The organism is Thermotoga sp. Cell2 (assembly GCF_000789375.1).
GTDB lineage: Bacteria > Thermotogota > Thermotogae > Thermotogales > Thermotogaceae > Thermotoga > Thermotoga petrophila.
Genome location: NZ_CP003409.1, coordinates 170929 through 193606, shown reverse-complemented (window position 1 = coordinate 193606; position 22678 = coordinate 170929). Strand labels below are relative to the sequence as shown.

24 protein-coding genes and 1 tRNA gene are annotated in these 22678 nt (G+C 46.7%); 11 read left to right on the top strand and 14 right to left on the bottom strand.

The features are described from left to right. Window positions 1-28: 28 nt before the first annotated feature. The 10 genes from CELL2_RS01010 (at window position 29) to CELL2_RS00965 (ending at window position 9546) form a co-directional block, all read left to right on the top strand. The gene (locus tag CELL2_RS01010; protein ID WP_038033908.1) at window positions 29-2173 is read left to right on the top strand and encodes a bifunctional (p)ppGpp synthetase/guanosine-3',5'-bis(diphosphate) 3'-pyrophosphohydrolase; all 2145 of its coding nucleotides are present in this window, start codon (window positions 29-31) and stop codon (window positions 2171-2173) included. Next, window positions 2170-2619: a D-aminoacyl-tRNA deacylase gene (gene dtd, locus CELL2_RS01005; RefSeq protein ID WP_038033835.1), complete on the top strand. Its 450-nt coding sequence runs from the start codon at window positions 2170-2172 to the stop codon at window positions 2617-2619. Before CELL2_RS01010 ends, dtd begins: the two co-directional genes overlap by 4 nt. A gap of 10 nt (window positions 2620-2629) precedes the next feature. After that, complete coding sequence (locus CELL2_RS01000) at window positions 2630-3199, top strand: epoxyqueuosine reductase QueH (RefSeq protein WP_038033836.1); 570 nt, start codon at window positions 2630-2632, stop codon at window positions 3197-3199. After that, window positions 3165-3932: a DUF4940 domain-containing protein gene (locus CELL2_RS00995; RefSeq protein WP_038033839.1), complete on the top strand. Its 768-nt coding sequence runs from the start codon at window positions 3165-3167 to the stop codon at window positions 3930-3932. The genes CELL2_RS01000 and CELL2_RS00995 overlap by 35 nt, the downstream gene beginning before the upstream one ends. A 1-nt stretch (window position 3933) precedes the next feature. Continuing rightward, window positions 3934-4344, top strand: coding sequence for an anti-sigma regulatory factor (locus CELL2_RS00990; protein ID WP_012310380.1), 411 nt, complete (start codon window positions 3934-3936; stop codon window positions 4342-4344). Window positions 4345-4348: 4 nt separating this feature from the next. Continuing rightward, the gene (gene trmFO / locus CELL2_RS00985; RefSeq protein WP_038033840.1) at window positions 4349-5656 is read left to right on the top strand and encodes a methylenetetrahydrofolate--tRNA-(uracil(54)-C(5))-methyltransferase (FADH(2)-oxidizing) TrmFO; all 1308 of its coding nucleotides are present in this window, start codon (window positions 4349-4351) and stop codon (window positions 5654-5656) included. A 15-nt stretch (window positions 5657-5671) separates the two neighbouring features. Next, window positions 5672-7039, top strand: a complete 1368-nt coding sequence (locus CELL2_RS00980; protein WP_038033842.1) for a DUF342 domain-containing protein — start codon at window positions 5672-5674, stop codon at window positions 7037-7039. Next, entirely contained in the window at window positions 7036-7872 is an 837-nt protein-coding gene (locus CELL2_RS00975; protein WP_038033844.1) for a type I phosphomannose isomerase catalytic subunit, read from the top strand. Before CELL2_RS00980 ends, CELL2_RS00975 begins: the two co-directional genes overlap by 4 nt. A 73-nt stretch (window positions 7873-7945) precedes the next feature. Beyond that, window positions 7946-9064 (top strand): metallophosphoesterase, encoded by a 1119-nt coding sequence (locus tag CELL2_RS00970; RefSeq protein ID WP_241208670.1) that lies wholly within the window; start codon window positions 7946-7948, stop codon window positions 9062-9064. Then, on the top strand, window positions 9061-9546 hold the full coding sequence (locus CELL2_RS00965) for a hypothetical protein (RefSeq protein WP_012310375.1): 486 nt from the start codon (window positions 9061-9063) through the stop codon (window positions 9544-9546). Before CELL2_RS00970 ends, CELL2_RS00965 begins: the two co-directional genes overlap by 4 nt. On the opposite strand, the gene CELL2_RS00960 is transcribed toward CELL2_RS00965, so the two are convergent. Genes CELL2_RS00960 through CELL2_RS00900 form a run of 13 tightly spaced genes read right to left on the bottom strand, consistent with a single transcriptional unit; the run spans window position 9526 to window position 21051 of the window. Then, the gene (locus CELL2_RS00960) at window positions 9526-10365 is read right to left on the bottom strand and encodes an HD-GYP domain-containing protein (RefSeq protein ID WP_038033847.1); all 840 of its coding nucleotides are present in this window, start codon (window positions 10363-10365) and stop codon (window positions 9526-9528) included. The two genes, CELL2_RS00965 and CELL2_RS00960, sit on opposite strands and share 21 nt — an antisense overlap. A 2-nt stretch (window positions 10366-10367) precedes the next feature. After that, on the bottom strand, window positions 10368-12290 hold the full coding sequence (thrS, locus tag CELL2_RS00955) for a threonine--tRNA ligase (RefSeq protein ID WP_012310374.1): 1923 nt from the start codon (window positions 12288-12290) through the stop codon (window positions 10368-10370). Then, a complete protein-coding gene (gene coaD, locus CELL2_RS00950) occupies window positions 12287-12772 on the bottom strand; it encodes a pantetheine-phosphate adenylyltransferase (protein WP_012896027.1) in 486 nt (161 codons plus the stop codon). The genes thrS and coaD overlap by 4 nt, the downstream gene beginning before the upstream one ends. 1 nt (window position 12773) lies before the next feature. After that, complete coding sequence (locus tag CELL2_RS00945) at window positions 12774-13403, bottom strand: metallophosphoesterase family protein (RefSeq protein ID WP_038033849.1); 630 nt, start codon at window positions 13401-13403, stop codon at window positions 12774-12776. Further along, window positions 13403-14047: a hypothetical protein gene (locus CELL2_RS00940; RefSeq protein WP_038033851.1), complete on the bottom strand. Its 645-nt coding sequence runs from the start codon at window positions 14045-14047 to the stop codon at window positions 13403-13405. Before CELL2_RS00940 ends, CELL2_RS00945 begins: the two co-directional genes overlap by 1 nt. A gap of 5 nt (window positions 14048-14052) precedes the next feature. Continuing rightward, window positions 14053-15273 carry a glycosyltransferase family 4 protein gene (locus CELL2_RS00935; protein ID WP_038033853.1) on the bottom strand — a complete coding sequence of 407 codons (1221 nt, stop codon included), beginning with the start codon at window positions 15271-15273 and terminating at the stop codon, window positions 14053-14055. 6 nt (window positions 15274-15279) lie between these two features. Further along, complete coding sequence (locus tag CELL2_RS00930) at window positions 15280-15705, bottom strand: hypothetical protein (protein WP_015646121.1); 426 nt, start codon at window positions 15703-15705, stop codon at window positions 15280-15282. Beyond that, window positions 15705-16091 carry a hypothetical protein gene (locus tag CELL2_RS00925; RefSeq protein ID WP_004080971.1) on the bottom strand — a complete coding sequence of 129 codons (387 nt, stop codon included), beginning with the start codon at window positions 16089-16091 and terminating at the stop codon, window positions 15705-15707. Before CELL2_RS00925 ends, CELL2_RS00930 begins: the two co-directional genes overlap by 1 nt. After that, complete coding sequence (locus CELL2_RS00920; RefSeq protein WP_038033856.1) at window positions 16088-17296, bottom strand: S41 family peptidase; 1209 nt, start codon at window positions 17294-17296, stop codon at window positions 16088-16090. The genes CELL2_RS00925 and CELL2_RS00920 overlap by 4 nt, the downstream gene beginning before the upstream one ends. Further along, a complete protein-coding gene (locus CELL2_RS00915) occupies window positions 17293-18081 on the bottom strand; it encodes a tRNA (adenine-N1)-methyltransferase (RefSeq protein WP_004080966.1) in 789 nt (262 codons plus the stop codon). The genes CELL2_RS00920 and CELL2_RS00915 overlap by 4 nt, the downstream gene beginning before the upstream one ends. Continuing rightward, entirely contained in the window at window positions 18066-18512 is a 447-nt protein-coding gene (locus tag CELL2_RS00910) for a GerMN domain-containing protein (RefSeq protein WP_004080964.1), read from the bottom strand. Before CELL2_RS00910 ends, CELL2_RS00915 begins: the two co-directional genes overlap by 16 nt. Continuing rightward, the gene (locus tag CELL2_RS00905) at window positions 18509-19387 is read right to left on the bottom strand and encodes a DUF4941 domain-containing protein (protein WP_004080962.1); all 879 of its coding nucleotides are present in this window, start codon (window positions 19385-19387) and stop codon (window positions 18509-18511) included. Before CELL2_RS00905 ends, CELL2_RS00910 begins: the two co-directional genes overlap by 4 nt. Beyond that, window positions 19384-21051 (bottom strand): nucleoside kinase, encoded by a 1668-nt coding sequence (locus CELL2_RS00900; protein WP_004080960.1) that lies wholly within the window; start codon window positions 21049-21051, stop codon window positions 19384-19386. Before CELL2_RS00900 ends, CELL2_RS00905 begins: the two co-directional genes overlap by 4 nt. Window positions 21052-21111: 60 nt before the next feature. On the opposite strand from CELL2_RS00900, the gene CELL2_RS00895 reads away from it, so the two are divergent. Continuing rightward, a tRNA-Gln gene (locus tag CELL2_RS00895) sits at window positions 21112-21185 on the top strand. 34 nt (window positions 21186-21219) lie between these two features. Here CELL2_RS00895 and aglA read toward each other — a convergent pair. Beyond that, window positions 21220-22629 carry an alpha-glucosidase AglA gene (aglA, locus tag CELL2_RS00890; RefSeq protein ID WP_038033858.1) on the bottom strand — a complete coding sequence of 470 codons (1410 nt, stop codon included), beginning with the start codon at window positions 22627-22629 and terminating at the stop codon, window positions 21220-21222. Window positions 22630-22678: the final 49 nt, after the last annotated feature.

Here is a 22678-nt window from a genome sequence, read left to right as displayed (position 1 = left end):
CACAGAAGGTGAATTCGGTGGTGAAATTGTGATCAATCGAACAGAGATCGAAACGGAAGCGAAAGTGGTAATCAGAGAGCTGGAAAGTCTCAAAAAAAAGAGCTTCACAAGAGAGGAGAAGAAACTCCTCATAAAGGCTTATGAGTTTGCTCGAATCGTGCATGAAGGTCAAAAGAGATTCTCCGGAGAGCCATTCATAACTCATCCCGTCGAAGTCACGAAAATCCTTGCGGGTCTGGGTGTTGATGTAACGACTCTGGTCGCAGCCCTTCTGCACGATGTCGTTGAAGACGGCGAAAATGTCAGTCTTGATCAAATAAAGAAAGAATTTGGGCCTGAGGTGGCCAGGATCGTGGATGGTGTCACCAAGGTCAGCAGCATAAACGCACCGATCGGTCGTGATCATGACTCTCGAAAAAAGATAGAAACCATACAGAAAATGTTTCTTGCAATGGCGGAGGATATGAGAGTTATATTCGTAAAACTCGCCGATCGTCTCCACAACATGCGGACCATTCACTACGTTCAAGATCAGGAAAAGAAGAGGTACAAGGCTTACGAAACCCTCGAGATCTACGCACCTCTGGCTCATAAGCTTGGAATCTACTCGATAAAGTCTGAACTCGAAGATCTGGCTTTCAAAGTGCTGTATCCGGATGAATATTACAAGATAAAAGAACTCGTCGCTGAAAAGAGAAAAGAGAGAGAGAAAAGAACCAATGAATACATCTCGCTTCTCACAAGTGCTTTGGAAGAGCACAAGATAAAAGCGATTGTGGAGGGAAGGTACAAGCATTATTACAGCATATGGAGGAAAATGAGGGAAAAAGGGAAAAAATTCGAAGAAATCTACGATTTGATCGCCCTGAGGGTGATAGTGAAGGACGTGACCACCTGTTACACAGTTCTGGGGATCGTTCACAACATCTGGAAACCACTTCCGGGAAGGTTCAAAGATTACATCGCTGCGCCGAAGTCGAACGGTTACCGCTCGCTCCACACAGCTGTGATAACGGGTTACGGCGAACCTCTTGAGATACAGATAAGAGACGAGGAAATGCACAGGGAAGCGGAGTACGGTTTGATCGCTCACTGGATATACAAGGAAAAACCTGACTTGAAAACGGCAAAAGAATGGATAGAGAGACTCCTCGATTGGAGAAAAGAACTCGCCCAGGGATTCACCGAGTTTGAAGATATCAAGAAAGAACTTCAGATGGACGAGGTGTTTGTCTTCACCCCAAAGGGAGATATTCTGCACCTTCCCAAAGGTTCCACACCAATTGATTTCGCGTATGCGATACACACAGAGATAGGGCATCACTACAGTGGAGCGAAAGTGAACGGAAAGATCGTTCCCATCGACTATCAACTGAAAAACGGAGATGTTGTTGAAATAATCGTCAACAAGAACTCCCTGGGTCCCAGTGTCGACTGGCTGAAGTACGCCAAGACCCACAGCGCACGAGCAAAAATCAGAAGATTTCTGAAGGAAAAACTCGCGCCGGAACTTGTAGAAAGAGGAAAGGAAGTTCTCAGGAAGATCTGCCGAAAGCTCGGAAAATCCTTTGAAGAAGTGATGCAAACGGAAGGGATCAAAAGGTATTTGAACACGTATCAGGAAAAAGATTTCTTCATGAGAATCGGAGAAGGCAGTATCACTACACAGGATCTCATAGAAGCTATTCTGGGAAAAAAGATCGTTGTGAAAAAGCGATCCACGAAGAAGAAGACGAGGATACAGAATCTTGTGAAGGTAGATGGGATAGATAGCATAGAGTTCCACATCGCGAAGTGCTGTCATCCGATCATGGGCGATCCCATAGTGGCTGTAGTGAGCAGAAGAGGCATGACTATACACAGGAGGGATTGTAGGAACCTGAAGAACATGTCACAGGACAGGATATTCCCAGCTGAATGGAACCTTGAAACCTCAGAGATGTTCGATGCGCACATAAGGGTGGTCCTCGATTCGGGAAAAAACCTTCCGAGTTTGATAGATCGAATAACGAACCTCGGTGCGGAATTCGTGGCCATGAAAACTTTGAAGTCAGAAGAACCGCTCGTCGTACAAATTCACATAAAAATATCTAACACTGTCGAACTCACCGGCCTTCTCGACAGACTCAGATCTTACAGGTACGTTCTGGACGCGGAAAGGGTGGTGCAATGAGGGCAGTTGTACAGAGAGTCAGCGAAGCAAGGGTGGTTGTCGAGGAAGAAACGGTGGGAGCCATAGGAAAAGGTCTTCTCGTCTTTGTTGGAGTGGGAAAGGACGATACAGAAGAAGACTGCGAGTGGCTGGCCGATAAGGTTTCTGGTCTTAGAATCTTCGAGGACGAAGGTGGAAAAATGAATCTCTCCGTTAAAGACATAAACGGTGAAGTCCTTGTTGTTTCACAGTTCACCCTCTATGGAGATTGCAGAAGAGGGAAGCGGCCTTCTTTCACAGAAGCTGCACCTCCAGATAAAGGAGAAGCGCTTTACGAGAAATTCGTGGAACTTCTCAGGGAAAAGGGTTTGAAAGTGGAAACGGGGAAGTTCAGAGCCCACATGCATGTTCATCTGGTGAACGATGGACCGGTGACCATTCTTCTCGATTCCAGTAAACTCTTCTGAGGTGGGCACTGTGCTGATTCATGTTTGCTGTGCGCCGGATCTTCTCACGACAATATTCCATGTGAGGGATGCCGAGTTCTTCTTTTACAATCCGAACATCCAGCCTCCTTCAGAGTACGAGAAAAGAAGGGAGGCCGTGGACAAAGTTGCTAATCACTTTTCGCTGAGTGTTCGCTACGGTGAGTATTCAACAGAAGAGATAAGAAAGTGGTACGCAGCGGTCAAAGACTACAAAGATCTCGGTGAAGGCAGCAAGCGATGTGAGAGTTGCATCGCTTTCCTTCTTGAAAGAACGGCGCAAGAAGCGATGAAAAGAGGTCACGAGTCTTTTTCCACAACCCTTCTTGCGAGTCCCCGGAAGAATCTTCCGATGATAGAAAATATTGGAAAAACCATTGAAGAAAAATACGGGGTGAAATTCTTCTTCAAGAACTTCAGAAAGGGAGGAGCCTACCAGGAGGGCGTGAGACTCTCAAAGGAGCTCGGGATATACAGACAGAACTACTGTGGTTGTGTTTTCAGCCTTCTGGAAAGAAGGGAGAAACATGCTGAAATTCCCGGAAAACGTGGTTATATGTGATGGAAAGAGAATACTCTGGAACGGACTGGGTTTACCGGAGAACTTAGTTTTCGAAATGGCCAGGACTGTTCTCGAGTCGAATGTTCCGCTGAAGGGAAAAATTTTCTGTTTCCCGGCGCAGACTGTCCTCGGAAAGTTGGCGATTTTCACCGACGAGAAAACACAAGGGCGCGACTTTCTCGTCGAACTTTTGAATCACGAGCTTCTTCGAATGAGGCTGTACAGCGAAGAAGTGGAAAACCTCGTAGATTTTCTGTTCAACGATTGGCGACCTGGAAAGAGGGTCTTCATCGTTCGATCGAAGAACTTCGAAACCAGACTTTCTCTGAGGGAGAAACTCTCAAGTTTTGCGGACGTGATTTACAACGCCGGAGAAATAGACGTGGGTATTGCACCTGCTGGAATATCGCTGCAGATCAACGAAGGAAAGGTCTCTTTTTCCGATCCAGAGAAGGATATTAAAGAGGCTGTGAGAAAAGCTCTGTTGATGGACAGATATGTGAACGAACCTTTTTCTTTCTACGAAAAACTGCCCGCGTACAACTTTTCTTTGAACATACAAATTCCTGAATTGGTGAAGACTTTCCTGAGAACGGGTGATATCCAGAAGATGGCAGAATTGACTGAAAAGAGTGTGGAAGTCGTTTTCAGAGAGATTCTGAAGTTCGAGAAGAAAACCCTTCTGTCACCAAGAGTACCCGTTGAAGCGTTTTTGATTTTAAAGGGGGCTTGAATTGATCGACACCGTGAATGTTGTGCTTTTCTCTAAAAAGTCTCATATAAAGATTGCTCGTTCTGTCTTGCGCGATTTTCTTCAAATACATGAATCATCAGAAAGTTTGATCGTTGACATGGAGATAGTTTTGGGAGAGATCCTCGCGAACGTGATCAAACACACTTACAAGAACGATGAAACGAAGCGAATCATCGTGAGTTACACGTTAAAAGACGAGGTCTTTCACGTGTTGGTGAGAGACTTCGGTCCTCCCGTAGATCCCGCCAGATTGAAGCCTACACCGCCCGATTTGGAGAATCCGCGAGAGGGTGGGTATGGCCTCTACATAATTTCTCGCGTCACCGACGAATTCAGGGTTCGCCCTCTTAGAAATGGAAACCTCACCGTTGTCAAGAAAAAATTGAGGTGAAAGAATGATCGTGAATGTCATCGGAGCAGGGCTCGCGGGTTCAGAGGTGACTTACAACCTTGGAAAAAGGGGAATAAGGGTTCGTCTTTTTGAAATGAGACCGAAGAAGATGACGGAAGTGCACAAAACAGGATATTTCGCGGAACTTGTTTGCAGCAACTCTCTCAAATCGGAAGACATAACAAACGCCGAAGGACTCCTGAAAGCTGAGATGAGGCTGATGGGTTCCATAACACTCGAAGCCGCGGAGAAAGCACGTGTTCCATCTGGAAAGGCCCTCGCGGTGGACCGTAACATCTTCGCGAAGGAAGTGACAGAGGCCATAGAAAGGCTTGAGAGTGTGGAGATCATCAGAGAGGAAGTAACCGAGTTCGATCCAGAAGAAGGAATATGGGTTGTAGCGACGGGGCCAGCCACATCGAATGGTTTATTCTCTTTTTTGAGAAACCTTCTCGGTGACGATTTTCTTTTCTTCTTCGATGCCGTCTCTTCGATCGTGACCTTCGAGTCTATAGACATGGAGCGCGCTTTCTGGGGAGACCGATTTGGGAAGGGAAAGGATTACATAAACTGTCCTCTCACCAAGGAAGAGTATGAGGAATTCTGGAAGGCGCTTGTCGAAGCTGAAGTGATAGAAATGGAGGATTTCGATCGGAAGCTCCTCTTCGAGCGCTGCCAGCCCATAGAAGAAATAGCCAGAAGTGGGAAAGACGCGCTGAGATACGGTCCTTTGAGACCAACAGGTCTGGTGGACCCAAGAACGGGTAAAGAGCCCTACGCTGTCATTCAGCTTAGAAGGGAGGACAAAGAGGGCAGATTTTACAGTCTCGTTGGATTTCAGACCAGGCTGAAATGGAGTGAACAGAAGAGAGTTCTGAGAAAGATCCCCTGTCTCAGAAACGCCGAGATCGTAAGGTATGGAGTTATGCACAGGAATGTTTACATAAACTCTCCAAAATTGCTCGATATCTTTTTCCGTCTGAAAAAGCACCCTAACATCTTCTTCGCTGGTCAGATCACAGGTGTGGAGGGATACATGGAATCTGCCGCGTCGGGAATCTACGTGGCCTACAATGTTCATCGTATCCTGAAGGGACTCTCTCCGTTAAAACTTCCCGAGGAGACCATGATGGGAGCGCTCTTCAGTTATATAATAGAGAAGGTCGAAGGAGATCTGAAGCCGATGTACGCAAACTTTGGACTCCTTCCTCCGCTGAAGGTCCGTGTGAAGGATAAGTTCGAAAAGAGAAAAAAACTCGCCGAAAGGGCCATTGAAACAATGAAAAAGTTCCTGGAAGAGAATCCCTGGTGATTCGGAGGGATAGGGGTGAAGGTGGAGATCACAGTTTCTGAAGACAGAATGCAGGCTTATGTGACTCTGCGAAAAGAGGGATCCAGCGAACTTCCTCTCACAAAGGAAGAGCTTTTGAATGCACTACGCTCCGCCGGAATAAATCACGGTATAAAGGAAGAAATCATAGAGGACCTGGCAAGATCACCTGTGTACAACACACCTGTTCTCGTAGCGGAGGGCACTCCACCGGTAGATGGAGATGATGGAAGAGTTGAACTTTTGAAGAGGATAGAATTTACTTCTCAAGAAGGAGAAAAGATAGATCTGAGAGAAATTCCTGCCAAGCAGAGAATGATCGTGCGGAAAGGAGAAACAATTGCCCGCATTATACCACCGACTCCTGGAAAGGAAGGAATAGATGTTTTTGGAAACCCCGTGAAACCAAGACCTGGAAGAGTGCCGGAGTATCATTTGGGATACAACGTGACGATGAAGGATAACGAGATTATCGCAACGAAGAGCGGGATTCTGGTCATAGAAACAAACGGTACGATACACGTGTATGACACTCTGGAAGTTGACAACGTGGACTATTCCACCGGGAATATAGATTTTCCCGGCAAGGTGGTTGTGAAAGGTGATGTGAAACCAGATTTCGTCGTAAAGGCTCAGGAAGACATCACAGTGAAAGGTGTAATAGAAGCGGCAACGGTGATTTCCTTCAATGGAAGTATCACAGCTGGAGGAATAAAGGGAAGAGGGAAGGCGTTCGTAAAGGCGAAGAAAACCGTCAAAGCCGTTTTTGTAGAGAACGCAGAAGTGGAAGCCGAAGAAGTTCAGGTGGAAAAGAACATAGAGAACTCCACAGTTAAGGCCATCAATGTCGTTGTTTCCGGTAAAGGAGGAAGTATAAGAGGTGGTATAACCATAGCTCGGGTGAAGGTGGAAACCTGTTTTTTGGGTTCTCCCATAGGTGTTAAGACAAGGATAGAAGTTGGAGTCGACCCTGAGATCAACGAGAAAATAAAACTCCTCTCTGCCCAGATCTCCCTTGATAGAGAAAACGTTCAAAAATTGACGAAACTGCTCGTTGAGCTCAGAAAGCTTCAGGGAATATTGAAAGACAAATTTCCACCTGACAAAGAAGCGCTTCTGAACAAAGTGAACAACACTTTGATAAATCTCAGAGATTCCATTCAGAAAAACGAGGGAGAACTGAAAAAGCTCAAAGAAATAGCCGAAGAAATGGCAAAAAATGCCTCCGTTGTTGTGAAAGAGGTTGTTTATCCCGGTGTTGAAATCGTCATGTTCGAGAGAGTGTTTCGTGTGGAAAAAGAACTCACAAAAGCGGTTTTCTACTACAGAGACGGTGAAATACGAGTAGGAGGGTATTCAGCGTGACGATAAAAGTCTTTCCAAAACTGAGAAAGCAGATATGGGGCAGTTATCGCCTTGGTGAGATGTTCGGTTCAAACGAGAAAATAGGAGAAGTATGGCTTTTATCCGGACATCCACTCTTCATTACAGAGGCGGAAGGTGGTCTCGATCTCAACGAAGATATGGAGAAGCTCATTGGAAAGAAGTTGCCGCGTTTTCCACTCCTTGTGAAACTCATTTCTGCCGAGGATTGGCTTTCCGTTCAGGTTCATCCCAACGACGATGAGGCCCAGGAGCTGGAAAACGAACCGTGGGGCAAGACCGAAGCGTGGTACTTCGTAGAAAAAGGTCAGATCGCCATAGGGGAAGATCCAGAAAAGATCAAGAGAGCACTTGAAGACAACAGCTGGGATGAAGCGTTGAAAAAGGTGGAAATAGAACCTGGAACTTTTGTTTTTCTACCCGCTGGAACGGTCCACGCCCTCGGGCCTGGTGGTCTTCTCGTGGAGGTTCAGCAGGCGTCCGACCTCACCTACAGGGTTTACGATTGGGGACGTGGCAGAGAGCTCCACATAGAAAAGGCTTTCAAAGTGATGAAAGAAAGGAAAGTCGAAGACTTGATAGTGGAGAACTTTGAAAACTTCGAATGTGAGTACTTCAGGATAGAAAAACTGGAAAGAGGAAAATTAGAGGGATTCTGCGCGATTGTGATTCTAGAAAACGGTGTACTGGACAACAGGCAGGTTTCCCCCTTTGAAACGTTCATCGTACCAAAAGGCGAGAAAGCAGAACTTCAAGCAACCGCTTTGGTTATGAGAATCGGAAAGTTTTTCGAACAATGGGGTGATAAAAAATAAAGAGGGTGTTCATCAGCGATCTTCACATAGGAGACGGTTCTGCGAAAGACGACTTTTTTTCGATAAGGAGCTTGTGAATTTCATCGAAGACATGTCTCAAACTGAAGATGTTGAACTCTTCGTCGTTGGTGATGGATTTGAAATACTCGAAAGTCGCACGGTGAAAGAAATTGGGCTTGTCTCTTTCGAGGAGGTTGTAGAAACACTCGATGAGACGGTGATCGACGAAATCGAGAAAAAACACTCCGAAGTCTTTGAGACTCTCAAGAAGTTTTCCAGACGACACAGAGTATATTACGTGGTGGGAAACCACGATTACCATATTCTCAAAAACAAAAAACTTCAGAATGCCTTGAAGAATCGCTTTGAAAAGTTCGAGATACTTCCGTACTACTACGATCCTCACAGCAAACTCCTTGTGCTCCATGGAAACCAGTTCGATGTTATAAACCGCTTCACCGTGGACAGGAAAACCAAAAAGGTAATACCGCCTCTTGGAGACTACATAGCCAGATACATGATGATAAATTTCGACAGTCAGGTGGTTAACTTCGCTCCTGAGGATGTCATTCGAGATTACGACAACGTGAGGCCTCTGCTCGACGTCTTTCACTGGTTCGACTACGTGACGGAAATCTACGATCTCAGCGTTGATCTGGTTGAACTGTGGCTGAAAAGTTTCCTCAGTATGTTGAAAACGAAAGAAGCCAGGAAATGGATGAGAAACAATTTTCCGAGAACGCACTGGCTTTCCAGGGTGTTTGTGAACAGGTTCGGCGGTGTGGAGCTGGGTAAAGTACTCGTAAGGAGCATATACACACTCAGAAAATTGAGAAGAGTTGACTATCTTCAGAGATGGGCGATATCCATATTGAAGGGAAACCTTCGCTGGAAGGAGTTCATGACGGGTTACCCCGGAGATTTACATGAAGTAGAAGAAGTTGATATACTTGTGATGGGGCATGTTCATCACTTCACTTACCGAATAGTTCCAACGACTCAGGGTAAAAAGCTGTACGTGAACTGTGGTAGCTGGAGACCCGTTCTCGAAAAGATCGGCCTCAGAAAGAAGCACGGCTTCCACAGGAAAGCAGAGCTTCCGAAGATCATAATGGATTTCTCAGGGAAGAACGTCGAAGTGAAGGCATCTATCACGAATGTCCTCGGGAAAATTCAGGGGGGAGATTCATGATCTCAAACCCCGTTCTTGGATACAAACTCGATCCTGGAGAACCCGGTATTCCACATTCCGCACCCGCGAGCCGCAGTATAATAAGAGTCCTTTCTCAGGAAATATCCAACTTGATCTACTTCAAAAAAGAAGCCCTCAGAGAGGGCGGGACGATCATCTACAGCAACATAGCACTCGATCTCAGAAAGAGAGGTTCATTCCTTGCGGCCGTTGCGGGAAGAACCCAGGTTTTCATCTATACACCAGGAACTAAAAGCAGCGAAAGAACTCACTCCCTCGGATCGGAACTTCAAAACAAACAGCAGGAGATCGAAAGAAAAATACTCGAGCTTGAAAGACGACTGAAAACAGAAACAGATCCGCTCGAAAGAGAAAGACTCAAAGAAGATCTGGAAAGATTGAAACTCGCCCTCAACATCCTCAAAGCGAGTCTCAGAGCACCAGAACTCCTCGTTGGTGTCTTACTCGACAGCCTCGTCTGAGAAGATTTCAAGAAAAGCTTCAACCACTTTTGGATCGAATTTTTTCCCAGCCTCTTTCTTTATGATTTCCAGTGCCTCTTCGTGTGTTTTGGTTCTCCCTTCCCATTCCGACGAAACAAAATTGGTGAGAACGTCGTAGTAATCACACACGCTTATTATTCGCGCTTCAAGTGGGATCTCTTCACCTTTGAGCCCATCGGGATATCCCGTGCCGTCCCAGTTTTCGTGGTGGTGTCTCACGATCGGAACGACATCCCACAAAACCTCTAAAGACGCGAGAAAAACAGACCCCATGATGGTGTGATCTTGGGGATATTGCTCGAAAATTCTAATCCGGGTTGGAGTGTAAAGCATGAGTTGCTCTATTCCGATCTTTCCCACATCGTGTAACATGGCGTATTCTCTCAACAGAGAGAGTTTCTCTTCCGATAAGCCCAGTTTCTTTCCCACACGTTCTGCGAGTCTTGCAACTCTCTGAGAGTGACTCCAGCCGTTTTCGTCTTCTATCTCCATGAGAACAATCATCGCCTGAAGAAGACCGCTGACCATCCTTCTCACCCAGCTTCCAGAGAGCAGCTTCTCTCCTGCGAGAGCATACGCCATCGATGTGGCTTTTTCCGGATCTTCGAATTCTACAAGTTTCTTTCCAGCTTTGTAAACGGTGTACGTTTCTTCTTTTACCACGGCTACTCCCTGAAAAGGCTTTTTTTCTTTCAAGAAAGCTATTTCTGCCTCCTCCATTGAATCAACCTTTTCGTAGAGTCGATCTATTTTTTCAACAGCTTTCTCGAATTCTTCACTCTCAAAGAAACACTTCACGCTCATCCCTCCATCAAAAGTTCGAGCTTTCTGCTCAAAACTTCGTTTCTCAGGGTTTCAACAAAGTGTTCCAGGTCCACGTCTTTTATCTCTTTTCCTGTTCTTGTTCTCACGGAGATCTTTCCGCTCTCCAGCTCTTTGTCGCCTAATATTATCATGTACGGTATTTTCTGGGTTTGAGCCTGTCTGATACGGTATCCAAGAGTTTCACGGCGGTTATCGAAGAAGACCCTGAACCCTTCCTGAGAGATCCTTTTTGCAATCTTTTCCGCACCGTCGTTGTGTTTTTCTGATATGGGAATAACTGCCACCTGGATCGGTGCCAGCCAGGTTGGAAACGCTCCAGCGAAGTGTTCTATCAGGATGCCAAAGAACCTTTCGAGCGAACCGTATATCGCCCTGTGTATCATCACGGCTCTGTGCTCTTTGTTGTCCGGACCTATGTAAGTGACGTTGAACTTCTCTGGCATCATGAAATCCAGCTGAATCGTGGCGCACTGCCACTCTCTTCCTATCGAATCTCTTATGTGGAAGTCTATTTTCGGACCGTAGAAAGCGCCTTCACCCTCGTTCACTTTGTACGAAAGACCGGCCCTTTCTAAGGCATTCTTCAAGGCAGTTGTTGCCTTCTCCCAAATCGCTTCGTCACCCATGTGATCTTCGGGCATCGTGCTGAGTTCCACTCTGTAGGTGAAGCCGAATTGGCTGTAGATGGTGTTTATGAGATCGAGAACGCCGAGTATCTCTTCTTCGATCTGACCGGGAGTGCAGAATATGTGTGCATCGTCCTGTGTGAAGGATCTCACCCTCATGAGACCGTGGAGAACTCCGCTCCTTTCGTATCTATGAACCCGGCCAAACTCGAAGAATCTCAGCGGTAGGTCCCTGTAGGAAACAGTTCTGCTCTTGTACACGAGAATGTGACCGGGACAGTTCATGGGTTTCACCGCGTACCTTTCCTCGTCTTTCTCTATGAAGTACATGTTCTCAGCGTAGTGATCCCAGTGACCGGAGATCTTCCAGAGCTGCTCGTTCATTATGAGCGGTGTGAAGATCTCCTGGTATCCTCTCTCACGATGGAGTTCTCTGGAAAATTTCATCAATTCGTTGAGCACGACGACTCCCTTTGGAAGGAAAAACGGCATACCGGGAGCGTATTCAGTGTTCAACATGAAAAGTTCGAGGTGAGGTCCCAATTTTCTGTGGTCCCTCCGCTGCGCTTCTTCAAGGAACTTCAAGTAATTGTCGAGGTCTTCCTTTTTAGCGAAGGCCGTTCCGTAAACTCTTGTGAGCATGGGATTCTTCTCACTACCTCGCCAGTACGCACCTGAAACAGAGAGGAGTTTGAAGTGCTTCACTATTCCCGTCGAAGGAAGATGTGGGCCTCTGCAGAGATCCACGAACTCTCCCTGACGGTAGATCGTTACTCTGTCACCTTCGATCTCCTCTATGAGCTCGAGTTTGTAAGGCTGATTGTTGAAAAGCTTTCTTGCCTCTTCTTTGCTGATCTCCTTTCTTTCTATAGGAAGATTTTCCTTTATTATCTTCTTCATCTCCTGTTCTATCTTTGGAAGATCTTCCTCTGTGAGTCTTCCGTTCTTTATGTCGAAGTCGTAGTAAAAACCGTTCTCTATAGTGGGGCCGATTCCCAGCTTTACGTTTTCTTTTCCATAAATTCTCATCACAGCCTGTGCGAGGATGTGTGCCATGGTGTGTCTGTAGAACTCGGGTGCCTCGGGATCCTCCAGAGTTACAAGTCGCAGTTCGCAGTCATTTTCGATGGGTCTTTTCAGGTCCCAGAGTTCACCGTTAACAACCGCTCCGATCGCCTTTTTTACGCCCAGTTCTTTTGCGATCTCCGCCGGTGTGATGCCTCTGTCGTACTCTTTTTCTTTTCCATCTGGAAGCTTCACCTTTATCTTCATCGCTTTCCCTCCTTCAACTTTTCGTTCAGGGCTCTGGCCACCTCGGGTGGAACCCATTCGGTCACATCACCGCCGTACAAGGCCACTTCTTTCACAAGACTGGAGGATATGAAAGAAAATTTTTCGCTTGCTATCAGAAACACCGTTTCCAGATCGCTGTACAATTTTTTATTTGCAAGCGCCATCTGCAACTCGTACTCGTAGTCGGTCACAGCCCTGAGTCCCCTCACCAGGACTTTTATACCATGTTTTTTCAAATAATCCACGAGTAAACCATTATGAACATCCACCTTCACTCCGTCCAGGTCGCTGAGAACTTCTTCTATCAGCTTTTTCCTTTCCTCCAGGGTGAACATACACTTTTTTCTCGGATTCTCCGTGACGAGGACCACAAGCTCGTCAAAGATAGAAAGCGCTCTTTTGATGATGTCCACATGCCCGAGAGTGATGGGATCGAAAGATCCTGGATAGACCGCTTTCACTCTACCATCTCCTGTTTGCACATTCTACCTGAAAGAATTTTCTATCTTCAACCCTAAGAGCGGTGAGTCTTCCTCCGTAGACACATCCCGTATCGATTCCAATTTTATCGCGAGAAACAAACGGCTCTTCAAAGGGAGTGTGTCCGAACACCACGATCTTTCCTGGAAGAGGATTTTCACTGTAGATGAACTCGTCCCTTATCCAGACAAGATCGAAAGGATCCTGATCCTCGAGGGAGACCCCCGGTCTCACTCCTCCATGAACGAAAACGTAGTTTTCCTTTTCATAGTGGTATACGGTGTTTTCGAAAAAAGGAAGAAATTTCCTGATCTCTTCGACTCCTCCAAAGCTTTCCACCGTGCTTCTTGCTCCGTTGAAGAACCACAGATCACAATCAGAGCCATTCTTCACACAGTTCAGAAGCATTTCTTCGTGATTTCCTCTCAAAAAAATACACCTGTGGTGTTTCGAAAGTTCTATCAAAAATTCGATCACTTCACGAGAATTCGGTCCCCTGTCAACGTAGTCCCCCATGAAGATCAGCTCGTCCTCTTCAGAGAGTGGAAGTTTTTCCAAAAGACTCTTCAGAGCGTAAAAGCACCCATGAATGTCCCCCACCGCGTAAGTCATCAGAAGATCCTCCCGTACATCATCCAGTTCCAGAGAACGGAGATCAGAACTCCAAGAACTGGACTCATCCACCACCTCACATCGGGCTTTCTGAACTTCCAAAGCCGGTATAGAAAACCAAGGGCGAGGGAAAGGAAAGCGAAGAGATCCTTACCAGCGAGGAGGAACACAAAGAAGGCCAGTCTTTCAGAAATTCCTTCGATATCGGATATCTTTGGATCTCCCGGGACGAAGTTCCTGAAGACGTACGTCACGGCAACGGATACCGCGTTCATCCCAAGCAGATAGAAAACGAACTCCGCTGTCAGGTACGATCCTTTGAAGAGATCTTTCACCGCGGCGTTCAGTACGAGAAAAATCACAAGAAGGGCGACTTCCAGAAGATCTATCAAACGCTTCTTTCCCTTCCGGTGAAGATAGACTCTCAGGAGATCTCCCGTGAGATGCACCACCACAGAGACCAAGAAGACAACCACACCAGTGGTGGACTGAAAGATGACGTCGAATGTGAATGCAAGGATGGCAAAGACCGACCAGATCATGTGCCCGATCAGCTTCCAGCCCCTGTACTCTCTTATCTTTGCGTTGTTCGTGAAACCGTGGTCTGCTACAACGTGCCCGAGAAACAGATGAAATGGAAACAAGAAGATCACCTCCAGATTCTGTCTTCGATCTTTGAGAAGAACTCTTTCAATTTTTCGAACTTGACGAATTCCTTTATCATGAGAGATGTGTTTATTTCAACAGGACCTTCTTCTATTGCTCTCGTGTATATCTCTTCAAGCCTTTGAACGAATCGATCAACGGACCATTCCTTTCTGACGAATTCTCTCCCCTTTGTTGAGAGCTCTTCTCTGAGTCGATCGTTTTCCAGAATGTGTTTTATCTCTTCGGCGAAGAGTCTTTCATTTTCTTCTTCTATGAGAACCGCTGCTTCGCAATTTTTCAAAACATCTTTAACCCCTTTCCACTTCAGAACCACCACGGGAAGACCAGAAGCCAAGGCCTCCAGGAGTACCAGTCCCTGTGTTTCCGTTTTCGAAGCAAAAACAAAGACATCTCCGAGTTTGTAATAGAGGGGAATTTCGTCATGAGGTACGAATCCTGTGATCTTCAAATCGAGTCTTTTCTCTTTCGCGAATTCCTCCACTTCTTCTCTTTCAGGACCGTCTCCTACCATAATGAAGGCGATGTCCGGTGCGTTCAAACTCTCGAAAACTCTCAGAAGAAAATCCAGATTCTTTTCTTTGGCTATTCTTCCGGCGTAGAGAACCACTTTCTTTCCCTCAGGATTCCATTTTCTTTTCAATTCTTCAGGTGCTTCTACTTCGAATTTCTCCACTTCTATACCGGTGGGTAACACTTCAATGGGTCTTTTCACGCCGTAGCTTTCGAGTTCTCTTTTTATGTCTTCTGTGGGAGCGATCACCACGTTTGTCATATTGCAGAACCACGCGCTGAAGTGTTCCACCAATCTTTTGGGAGGAGTGAAGGGTTTTGGGATGTAGTGTCTGTATTCGGGCAGGAGTGTGTGATACGTGTGAACGTGTGGCAATCCCATTTCCTCCTGAACCCTCAACGCTTTAAACCCTATGAAAAAGGGAGAGTGGCTGTGTATTATCTGGACGTTGTTTTCTCTCATGAACTCCAGAATATTTTTTGTAGAAGCGATGGAGATTCTGTGTTGCGGCTCGAAGGGAAAGGGAATGCTCCTCACAACGAATACATCCTTTTCTTCCTCGGGGGCGGAAGGAGCCACCACCACAACCTTGTGACCACGTTCCGTCAGCTTCTTTTTGTACACCCTTATCGACGTTGCCACGCCGTTTATTTGAGGAGCGTAGGTATCGCTGAACATCGCTATGTTCATCTTCCCTCACCTCATCCATGAGGAGATCTTCCATATGAAAAGGCAAAGCGCAGATGCTCTCACAAGTGAAATAAGAATCAAATTTTTCAGTTCCAGCTTCCTAAAAAGGAACAAAGAAGCGAAAAAGAGAATCAAAAGAGAAATTCGAACATCCAGAAACGCAGAAAGAAGGGGTAAGAAAACGTATGGAGAAAGTGCCCACATCATCTCTGCTGGTGCTCTGTTCGTTATCGTTTTGTAGAGCCCGGATATCGAGAGAGAATAGAGAAAAAACAAAAAGAAATCCTCGAAAATCTTCAGGAGAATCCTGAGCGAGTTGTACACCATCGCTATATCGTTCCAAAAAACGACAGTGTTCACAAAGAACACCAGAATCGGCACCAGAAAAGAGTACTTCTTCCCTGAATCGTCCAGATTTATCAGGTTCAGCATCATTTCACCTTCAAAATGAAGTACATCCCGCTGGAAAAGAAGTATTCTACACCATCTTCTGTGGTCTTGATGGACAGTCTCTCACCCGTCTCTCTTTTCACCACGTTGATCGCCTTTTCAAAGTCTGCTCTGCTCCTGAAAACAAAAGCCTTCCACTCCGGATAGTACTCGGCTTTCTCCACTTCCTTCAAAACCTCGCTCACCAGGATCGATCGGTTGAGTTCTATCTTCATCTCTTCAACGGTTTCTTTGAAGGGTGTTTCAACGACAACATCAAAGGAAGGAAGTCTCTCGATTCTCTTCCTTTCGTTCTTGAAAGATACGTCCACAATCAGTAAAGCCAGAGTTACCACAAACAGGATGAAGAGAAATCCGTTTCTCGTCATTTTATCTTCTCGAGCAGCACCTCAAGACCTTTTTTCACGAATGGATCCTTTTCTGGATCTACTTCTATCTGTTCTCTGGTTTCTGCATGGAGTTCCTCCTCAACGCTTTCTTCTACCAGGACATCGGGCTCTATTCCGATCTTGTGAATGTCCTTTCCAGATGGTGTCAGGTAGTGAGCCGTTGTGAGAAAGAGAACCCCACCATTGCTCAGTGGGAAGCCCGTCTGTACTGAGCCCTTACCGAAGGTTTTTCTCCCAACAATGGTTGCAATGCCGAGGTCTTTGAGCGCTCCCGTCAGTATCTCGGATGCCGAGGCCGATCCTTCGTTCACCAGAACTACTATCGGTACGTTCGGATAGCTGTTTCCATAGGATTCGTAGACGTCTTCTTCTCCGAATCCGTTTCTGACCTTCAGAATCACACCTTTGTCGACGAACATGCTGACGATCTTGAGAGCGACATCGAGGTATCCACCGGGGTTGTCCCTCACATCGATTATCAATCCCTTCACACCCTTTTCGAAGATCTTGTCCAGGGCGTTTTTCATGTCGGAATCTGCTTTTTCTCCGAAGCGTGTGATCCTGACGTACCCGATACTTCCTTTTTCCGTTTCTATGAAGGAGTAAAGCACCATCTTTATCTCGATCTTCTCCCTCACGATGGTGAAGGTGAGTTTTTCACCGTCTCTGAGAACCTCGATCGTGACGGAGGTTCCGGGTTCTCCTCTCAGGTTGTTCACGGCTTCCATGTAGGTCATCTTGGACACGGGTGTGCCGTCTATGGTTATGATGAGATCACCCGCTTTGAGTCCAGCCCTCCAAGCGGGAGTGCCATACATAGGAGCCACTACCTTTATAGCGCCATGTTCCGCATCGTAGGTCACTTCTATTCCAAGCCCACCGTACTCTCCCTTCATTTCTATCTGGTTTTCACGGTAGGTTTCTGGGTCCTGGTAGTAGGAAAAATCGTCTCCCGTTCCCTTCACAAGGCCGTCTATCGCGTGGTCTATGAGCTTGTTGATGTCAAGCTTGTCCGCTTCGTAGTAATAGTTCAGGATGTAAGAAAGCGAATCAAAGAACGGCTCCAATGCCTTGTTCACTTCTTCTACGGTGAGATTCGTTTTAGCAGAACCCCCGAGAAGAAGCGCAAGAACGAGTACTACTACACTGACGATAGCAAACTTTGAAATCTGGTTCAGTCTCATTCTGTTTCCTCCCTTCTGCACACTTTGGTGGCGAATATCATGTACGCAGTATGGGCAACCATTCTATCCACCGGTCTCAGTCTTTCCGGAACTGGTTTGTACGGTCTGAAAAGACTTTCCCACACTTCTATCCTTATGAACGGAAGCTCCTGGAGTTTTTTCAGGGTTTCCTGGACTTGGTTTGTCGTTGGACATACGGTTGCGAACCTACCACCGCCTTTCAGAGCTTCCCAGCACTTATCGATGTAGTTCCAAGGATCTGGAACATCCAGGAACAGAGCGTCCACATCTTTTTCATCGAAGCCTTCGGAGATGTCCCTCACCTTTATTGTAACTCTTTCTATCAACCCCCACTTCGTTAGATTACTTTCGGCGAGCTTTGCGAATTCTTCTCTCTTCTCATAAGCAAAGACCTTTCCAGAACTTCCAACGGCCCGCGCGAGCACAGCGCACATGGCACCGCTTCCCACACCTGTGTCGATGATCCTGTCTCCCTCTTTCACATCGAGCATCATCGCGATGAAAGATGAATCCTTTGGATAGACTATCTGGGTCCTTCTTTTCATGTTCATGATCTCGTCGATCAGGCTGGGTATCAAAATGTACCCCTTCTTTCCTGCGGACGTTCGTATGATTTCTCCAGGACCTTTCTCGAACACTTCGTTCAAATCGATGATACCGAGATGAGTGTGAAGCTTTTTATCTTTTTCGAGATCGACCAGAAATTCGCTCTCATCTTCGAAAGAAAGCAGTACTCTGTCTCCAGGCTTCAGCGTATCGGCCACTTTTCCCACACCTCTCTTGGAAAGCTGAATCTGATGTCCACGTGCTTCGCGAGAACATCTCGTTTCTTTCCATCTATTATGATGTACACGTTGTTCACACCCTTTACGTTCAGAAAGGTCGTGTAGAGCACCTGATGGAGGAAGTACCTCTCCGAATCAAAGTTCATTCCCTTCAATTTCTCTCCATAAAAATCGAGAATGAGGTAGTCACCTACAAAGAAGTACGCTCTCAGAACACCTTCTGGAACGAAGGTTTTCAATCCCTCGGGTGGAGAAGAAAGTGCTTCGAAGATTTCGAGAACAGGATTGTCCCTTCCCTCCGTAACTTTCACAATGGGAAGGAGATCTTCGTTCAGATAACAGATCTTCAGTTCAACGGAGAAAAGAACGGATGCCATCAAAAAAACAAGAACAAAGACGCTTTTCCTCATTCCGCCATCAACCTCTCAACGGTATTCAGAAATACGGGCATTTCGTCTTTTCCCTTCAAAAGTACGATCATCCCGATAACACCAACGGGTATATCGTACACAGGACATTCTTCGAGTTTGTAGCCCAGCTCATTTGCTATCTTTCTTGCGAGCTTCAAAGATTCTGAATATGCGGGAAGATCCAGCCCGTTCAGGTCTTTCGAAAAGCTCCTCACGATTATTCTTCCATCACCGTAACCCACGAGAAAAACGACATCCTTCTCGTACGGATCGACCCTTTCACCGAAGGGTTTCACAACGTATTTTCCTACCGATTCGGCGGACAACAGAATCCTGAACTGGCCATCACTCTCGGCCGTTCTTTCGATTCTGACATTCTCTTTTTCGTAGAGAACTTCCTCGGGCATCTTAACGACTCCTCTGAACAAGAGCCAATCTTTTGCAATGATTCTCACAGAGTTCTGAGTTTGTTCAACGTCGAAGTTCTTCTCACCTTCGAAATTCACAACGACGGTTTTTCCTATCTCTTCGATCGAGTTCACGCGACACGTTATGATCTTCACACCATCGCCGGTTTGAATGTAATCCACTCCGAAGAGTTTCAAGGTTTCCACCGGAACCCCAGGAGACGGCAGTTTGTTGTTGTCGAGTATGTAGAGGTCTTCAACGTTTGCAAGAACGTGCCCGTTGTACTCGAGGTACCTCATACTTCCCACAGTCCCAGTGGAAGGTGGGGTGACGTCAAACACCCTGGAGTGGATCTCCAGAAGCTGCAGCAGATCATCGAAATTCAAAAGAGTCGCATCGAGTGTGATTGTCTCCGCAAGCAAAGTCACAGAAAAGATAGCAAAGAGCAGTATCAACCTTCTCATCAATATTTGAAGATACTCCTTCCTATGAACTCTCTGAGGATCGATTTATCGGGAATATCTTCTATGTTCGTGATCGGAAGGAAGAAGTCCAGAAGTTTCAGAAGTCTCAGCGCTTCCGAGTACTCTGGAACATCTTCCGGAACTTGAACGAGAAGCGGTTCAGCGAATATCCTGAGCACTGGTATTTCGTAAACCAGGGCCGAGTTGAACATCACATCGGCCTCTTCCTGGAACGGGAAGATGTTTCTTTCTTCACCCTTTCTGACGTTTGGCCACATCTTCAATGTATCGTACGCGGTGTGTCCCCGGAACTTGTAGTCCCTCACGATTCTTCTGATGAGCCGCGTGTCCGTTGTTGTGACTCTGTTGTGATCGTCTATGTTCAGCTGAGTCAATGCACTCACGTATATCTTGAACTTTTGCTCTTTCGGTATTGAGGCCGTCAGACGTTCGTTCAGACCGTGTATTCCTTCGACGATGATGATGTTGTCCTTCTCCAATTTGAGCGTGGGACCTCTCATTCTCTTTCCGGTCTTGAAGTTGAACTTCGGCAGGACCACCTCTTTTCCAGCCAAAAGATCCTGAAGGTTCCTGTTGAAGAGTTCTATGTCGAGGGCCTCTATCGAGTCGAAATCGTAGTTTCCGTTTTCATCACGCGGTGTTTTTTCTCTGTCCACAAAGTAGTCGTCAAGGGAAATGGCAACCGGTTTTAGACCGTTCACTCTGAGCTGGAGTGAGAGTCTCTTGGCGAAGGTGGTCTTTCCCGAAGAGGAAGGACCCGCAATCAGAATGAGCCGTTTTCTTTTGTCTTTTGCGATTTCATCCGCTATGTCTGAGATCTTCTTTTCATGAAGTGCTTCGGAAAGAAGCATAAGGTCAGCCACGTGCCTTTCCCCACGGGCTATGATATCGTTGAGATCGGATACGTACTCGAGTTCCAGAACGTTCAGCCATCGGGCGTATTCGAGGAACACCTGGGAGAGTTTGGGCATGTGGATGACGGGAAGCTCTCTTGTTTTTGGATCCGGATGGACAAGAACGAGCCCCTGATTGTAGGGCTGAACATCGAAAACGTCAATCCTGCCGGTGCTCGGTGGAAGATATCCGTAGAAGTACGCCCAAAAACCATCGCAGTGGTAAAGCTTCACGGTTCTCTTCTTTCTGTACTTGAAGAGGTTGACCGTTTTCACAAGTCCTTCCTTCATTAATATCTCCCTTGCTTCGTCTTTGTAGAACGTTCTCTTCTCAATAGGCAGATCTTTCTCGACGAGTTCTCTCATCTTATCTTTTATGGCGAACACCTGATTCTGATCGGGAACGATTAATTCATTTCCCTTATAGATTTCGCAGTATATCCCCTTCCCGAGTGAGTGAAGGACCTTCAATCGCCATTCCGAATTCAGTTTTCTCACGGCGAGACTTGCGAGGAAGACGAGTCCTCTCTGGTATATTCTGAGTCCGTCGGGATCTGTGAGGTCTAAAAATTCGAGTTCTCCGCTTCTATCGGGTGTTCTGAAGAGTTCTATTATCCTGTTGTTCACCCTCGCAGCCAGTATTTTGTACCTGTAGTACTTCTGGTACTCTCTGGCTATATCGAAGAGATTTTGATTTTCCTCGAAAACGATCTCTCTCCCGTCCAGTTTTGAACGAAGTGTGATCTTTCGCATGCTGGCTTCCTCCCTTGAAGGAGCTTTCCTACAGTGGTAAAATTATAGCACGGAAAGGGTTGGGGCGTGGCCAAGCGGTAAGGCGGCGGACTTTGGATCCGCGATCGGTGGTTCGAATCCACCCGCCCCAGCCAAAAGAAAAGCCCCCGGTCAGGGGGCTTTGTTCTTTCAGAGTTTCTCTTTGTAGTATCTCCTCAACTCTTCGTTGAACGGCAGGTTGAAGATCTCATCGAGCACTTGCACGATCTGCTCGTAGGATTTTGTCCTTGGATCTCTGATGAGGATTTCTTCGAGCACCTTTCTGTCCCTTGAGATGTACGCTTCCAGATTCCACTCCATCCTCAGGATTCTGGGCCACAGATAGAAGATCTTGATCCTGTGAGTGAGATCCGGTTCCACTTTCTCTCTGTGTATTCCACTGCTATCCACCAAGACAGGAAGTTCCATCACGAGGTCATCGGGAAAGTCCTTGAGCGTTCCCTGGTTCTCTACGTTCAGGAAGAGTCTCACACGTTTGTTGTTCGCTATCGCGTTTATGAAAGGAATGTGCTGTTCTCCACTGAGTTTCCCTTTCGGGAAGATCTCGGGATGTTCTTCTGTGAGTTTCATGCCTGGATGGACCTCTTCTGCGAGTTTTATGAGGCGCTCTCTTGCTCTTCTGAGCTGTTCGTGGAATTTTGGCCTTTCCACTTCGTTGTCTATGCCACCGAACTTTCCAAACCACTTCTTCTTCGTCTCCAGGTTGTAATGGTATTTCCAGGTACCGTTCCTCACGGTGTCACCTATCGGAAGCATACCGTAGAATCTGTACATGTCCATCGCGGCAGGAGACATCTGTGTGTCCCACGGATTCTTCGGCTCCCACTTTGGTAGCTCTTTCTCTATCCACTCATCAAGGAGAGGATAGGCATCTTCTCCTCTGTATCTGAACCTGTTCAACCAGATACCGTGGTTCACACCTGCCACCTGCCAGTCCACTTCCTTCGGATCGAGACCGAGTCTTTCGAAGACTTCGTAGACCCCGGCAACTCCGTGGCAGAACCCCACTATGTTCGCACCGGTCCACCTTCTCACCGCCTGTGTGATCTCGAAGACGGGATTTGCCGTCTGCATCAAGTACGCTCTGGGTGCCATCTTCTTCATCTTCTCTGCGATTTCGAGGGCGAGCTTCATGTCGGGATAAGAAGAAAGAACGTAGGTGTAGGTGGAAACCATGTTCAGTTCCTGACTGTCGATGCCTCTGTAGTAGCCGTGTCTTTCACCGACATCTGTGACCTCGTCCCATCTCTGAGAGCCGCTGTCGTGGTACCTCGGATCGTAAGGATAGGCGGTGTTTATGATGAAGTCCGCCCCATCTATGGCTTCATCCAGACTGGATGTTTTCACGATCTGCACAGGAGAGTTCAGCTCTTCCACGTACTTTTTCGCGAGAGTGTAAGATGCATTCAGTCTTTTTTCGTGAACGTCCATGAGGTAGACATGGGTGTCTCCTTTTGAGAGCTCTTCGGTCTGAGCGATATCTCCCACAAGCTGAAGTGCGAACCTCACACTCCCTGCTCCGATGATGGAGATCTTCATAGTCTTGCCTCCTCGTGTTAAATTCGTTTCTGAGATGAATTAATTGCCT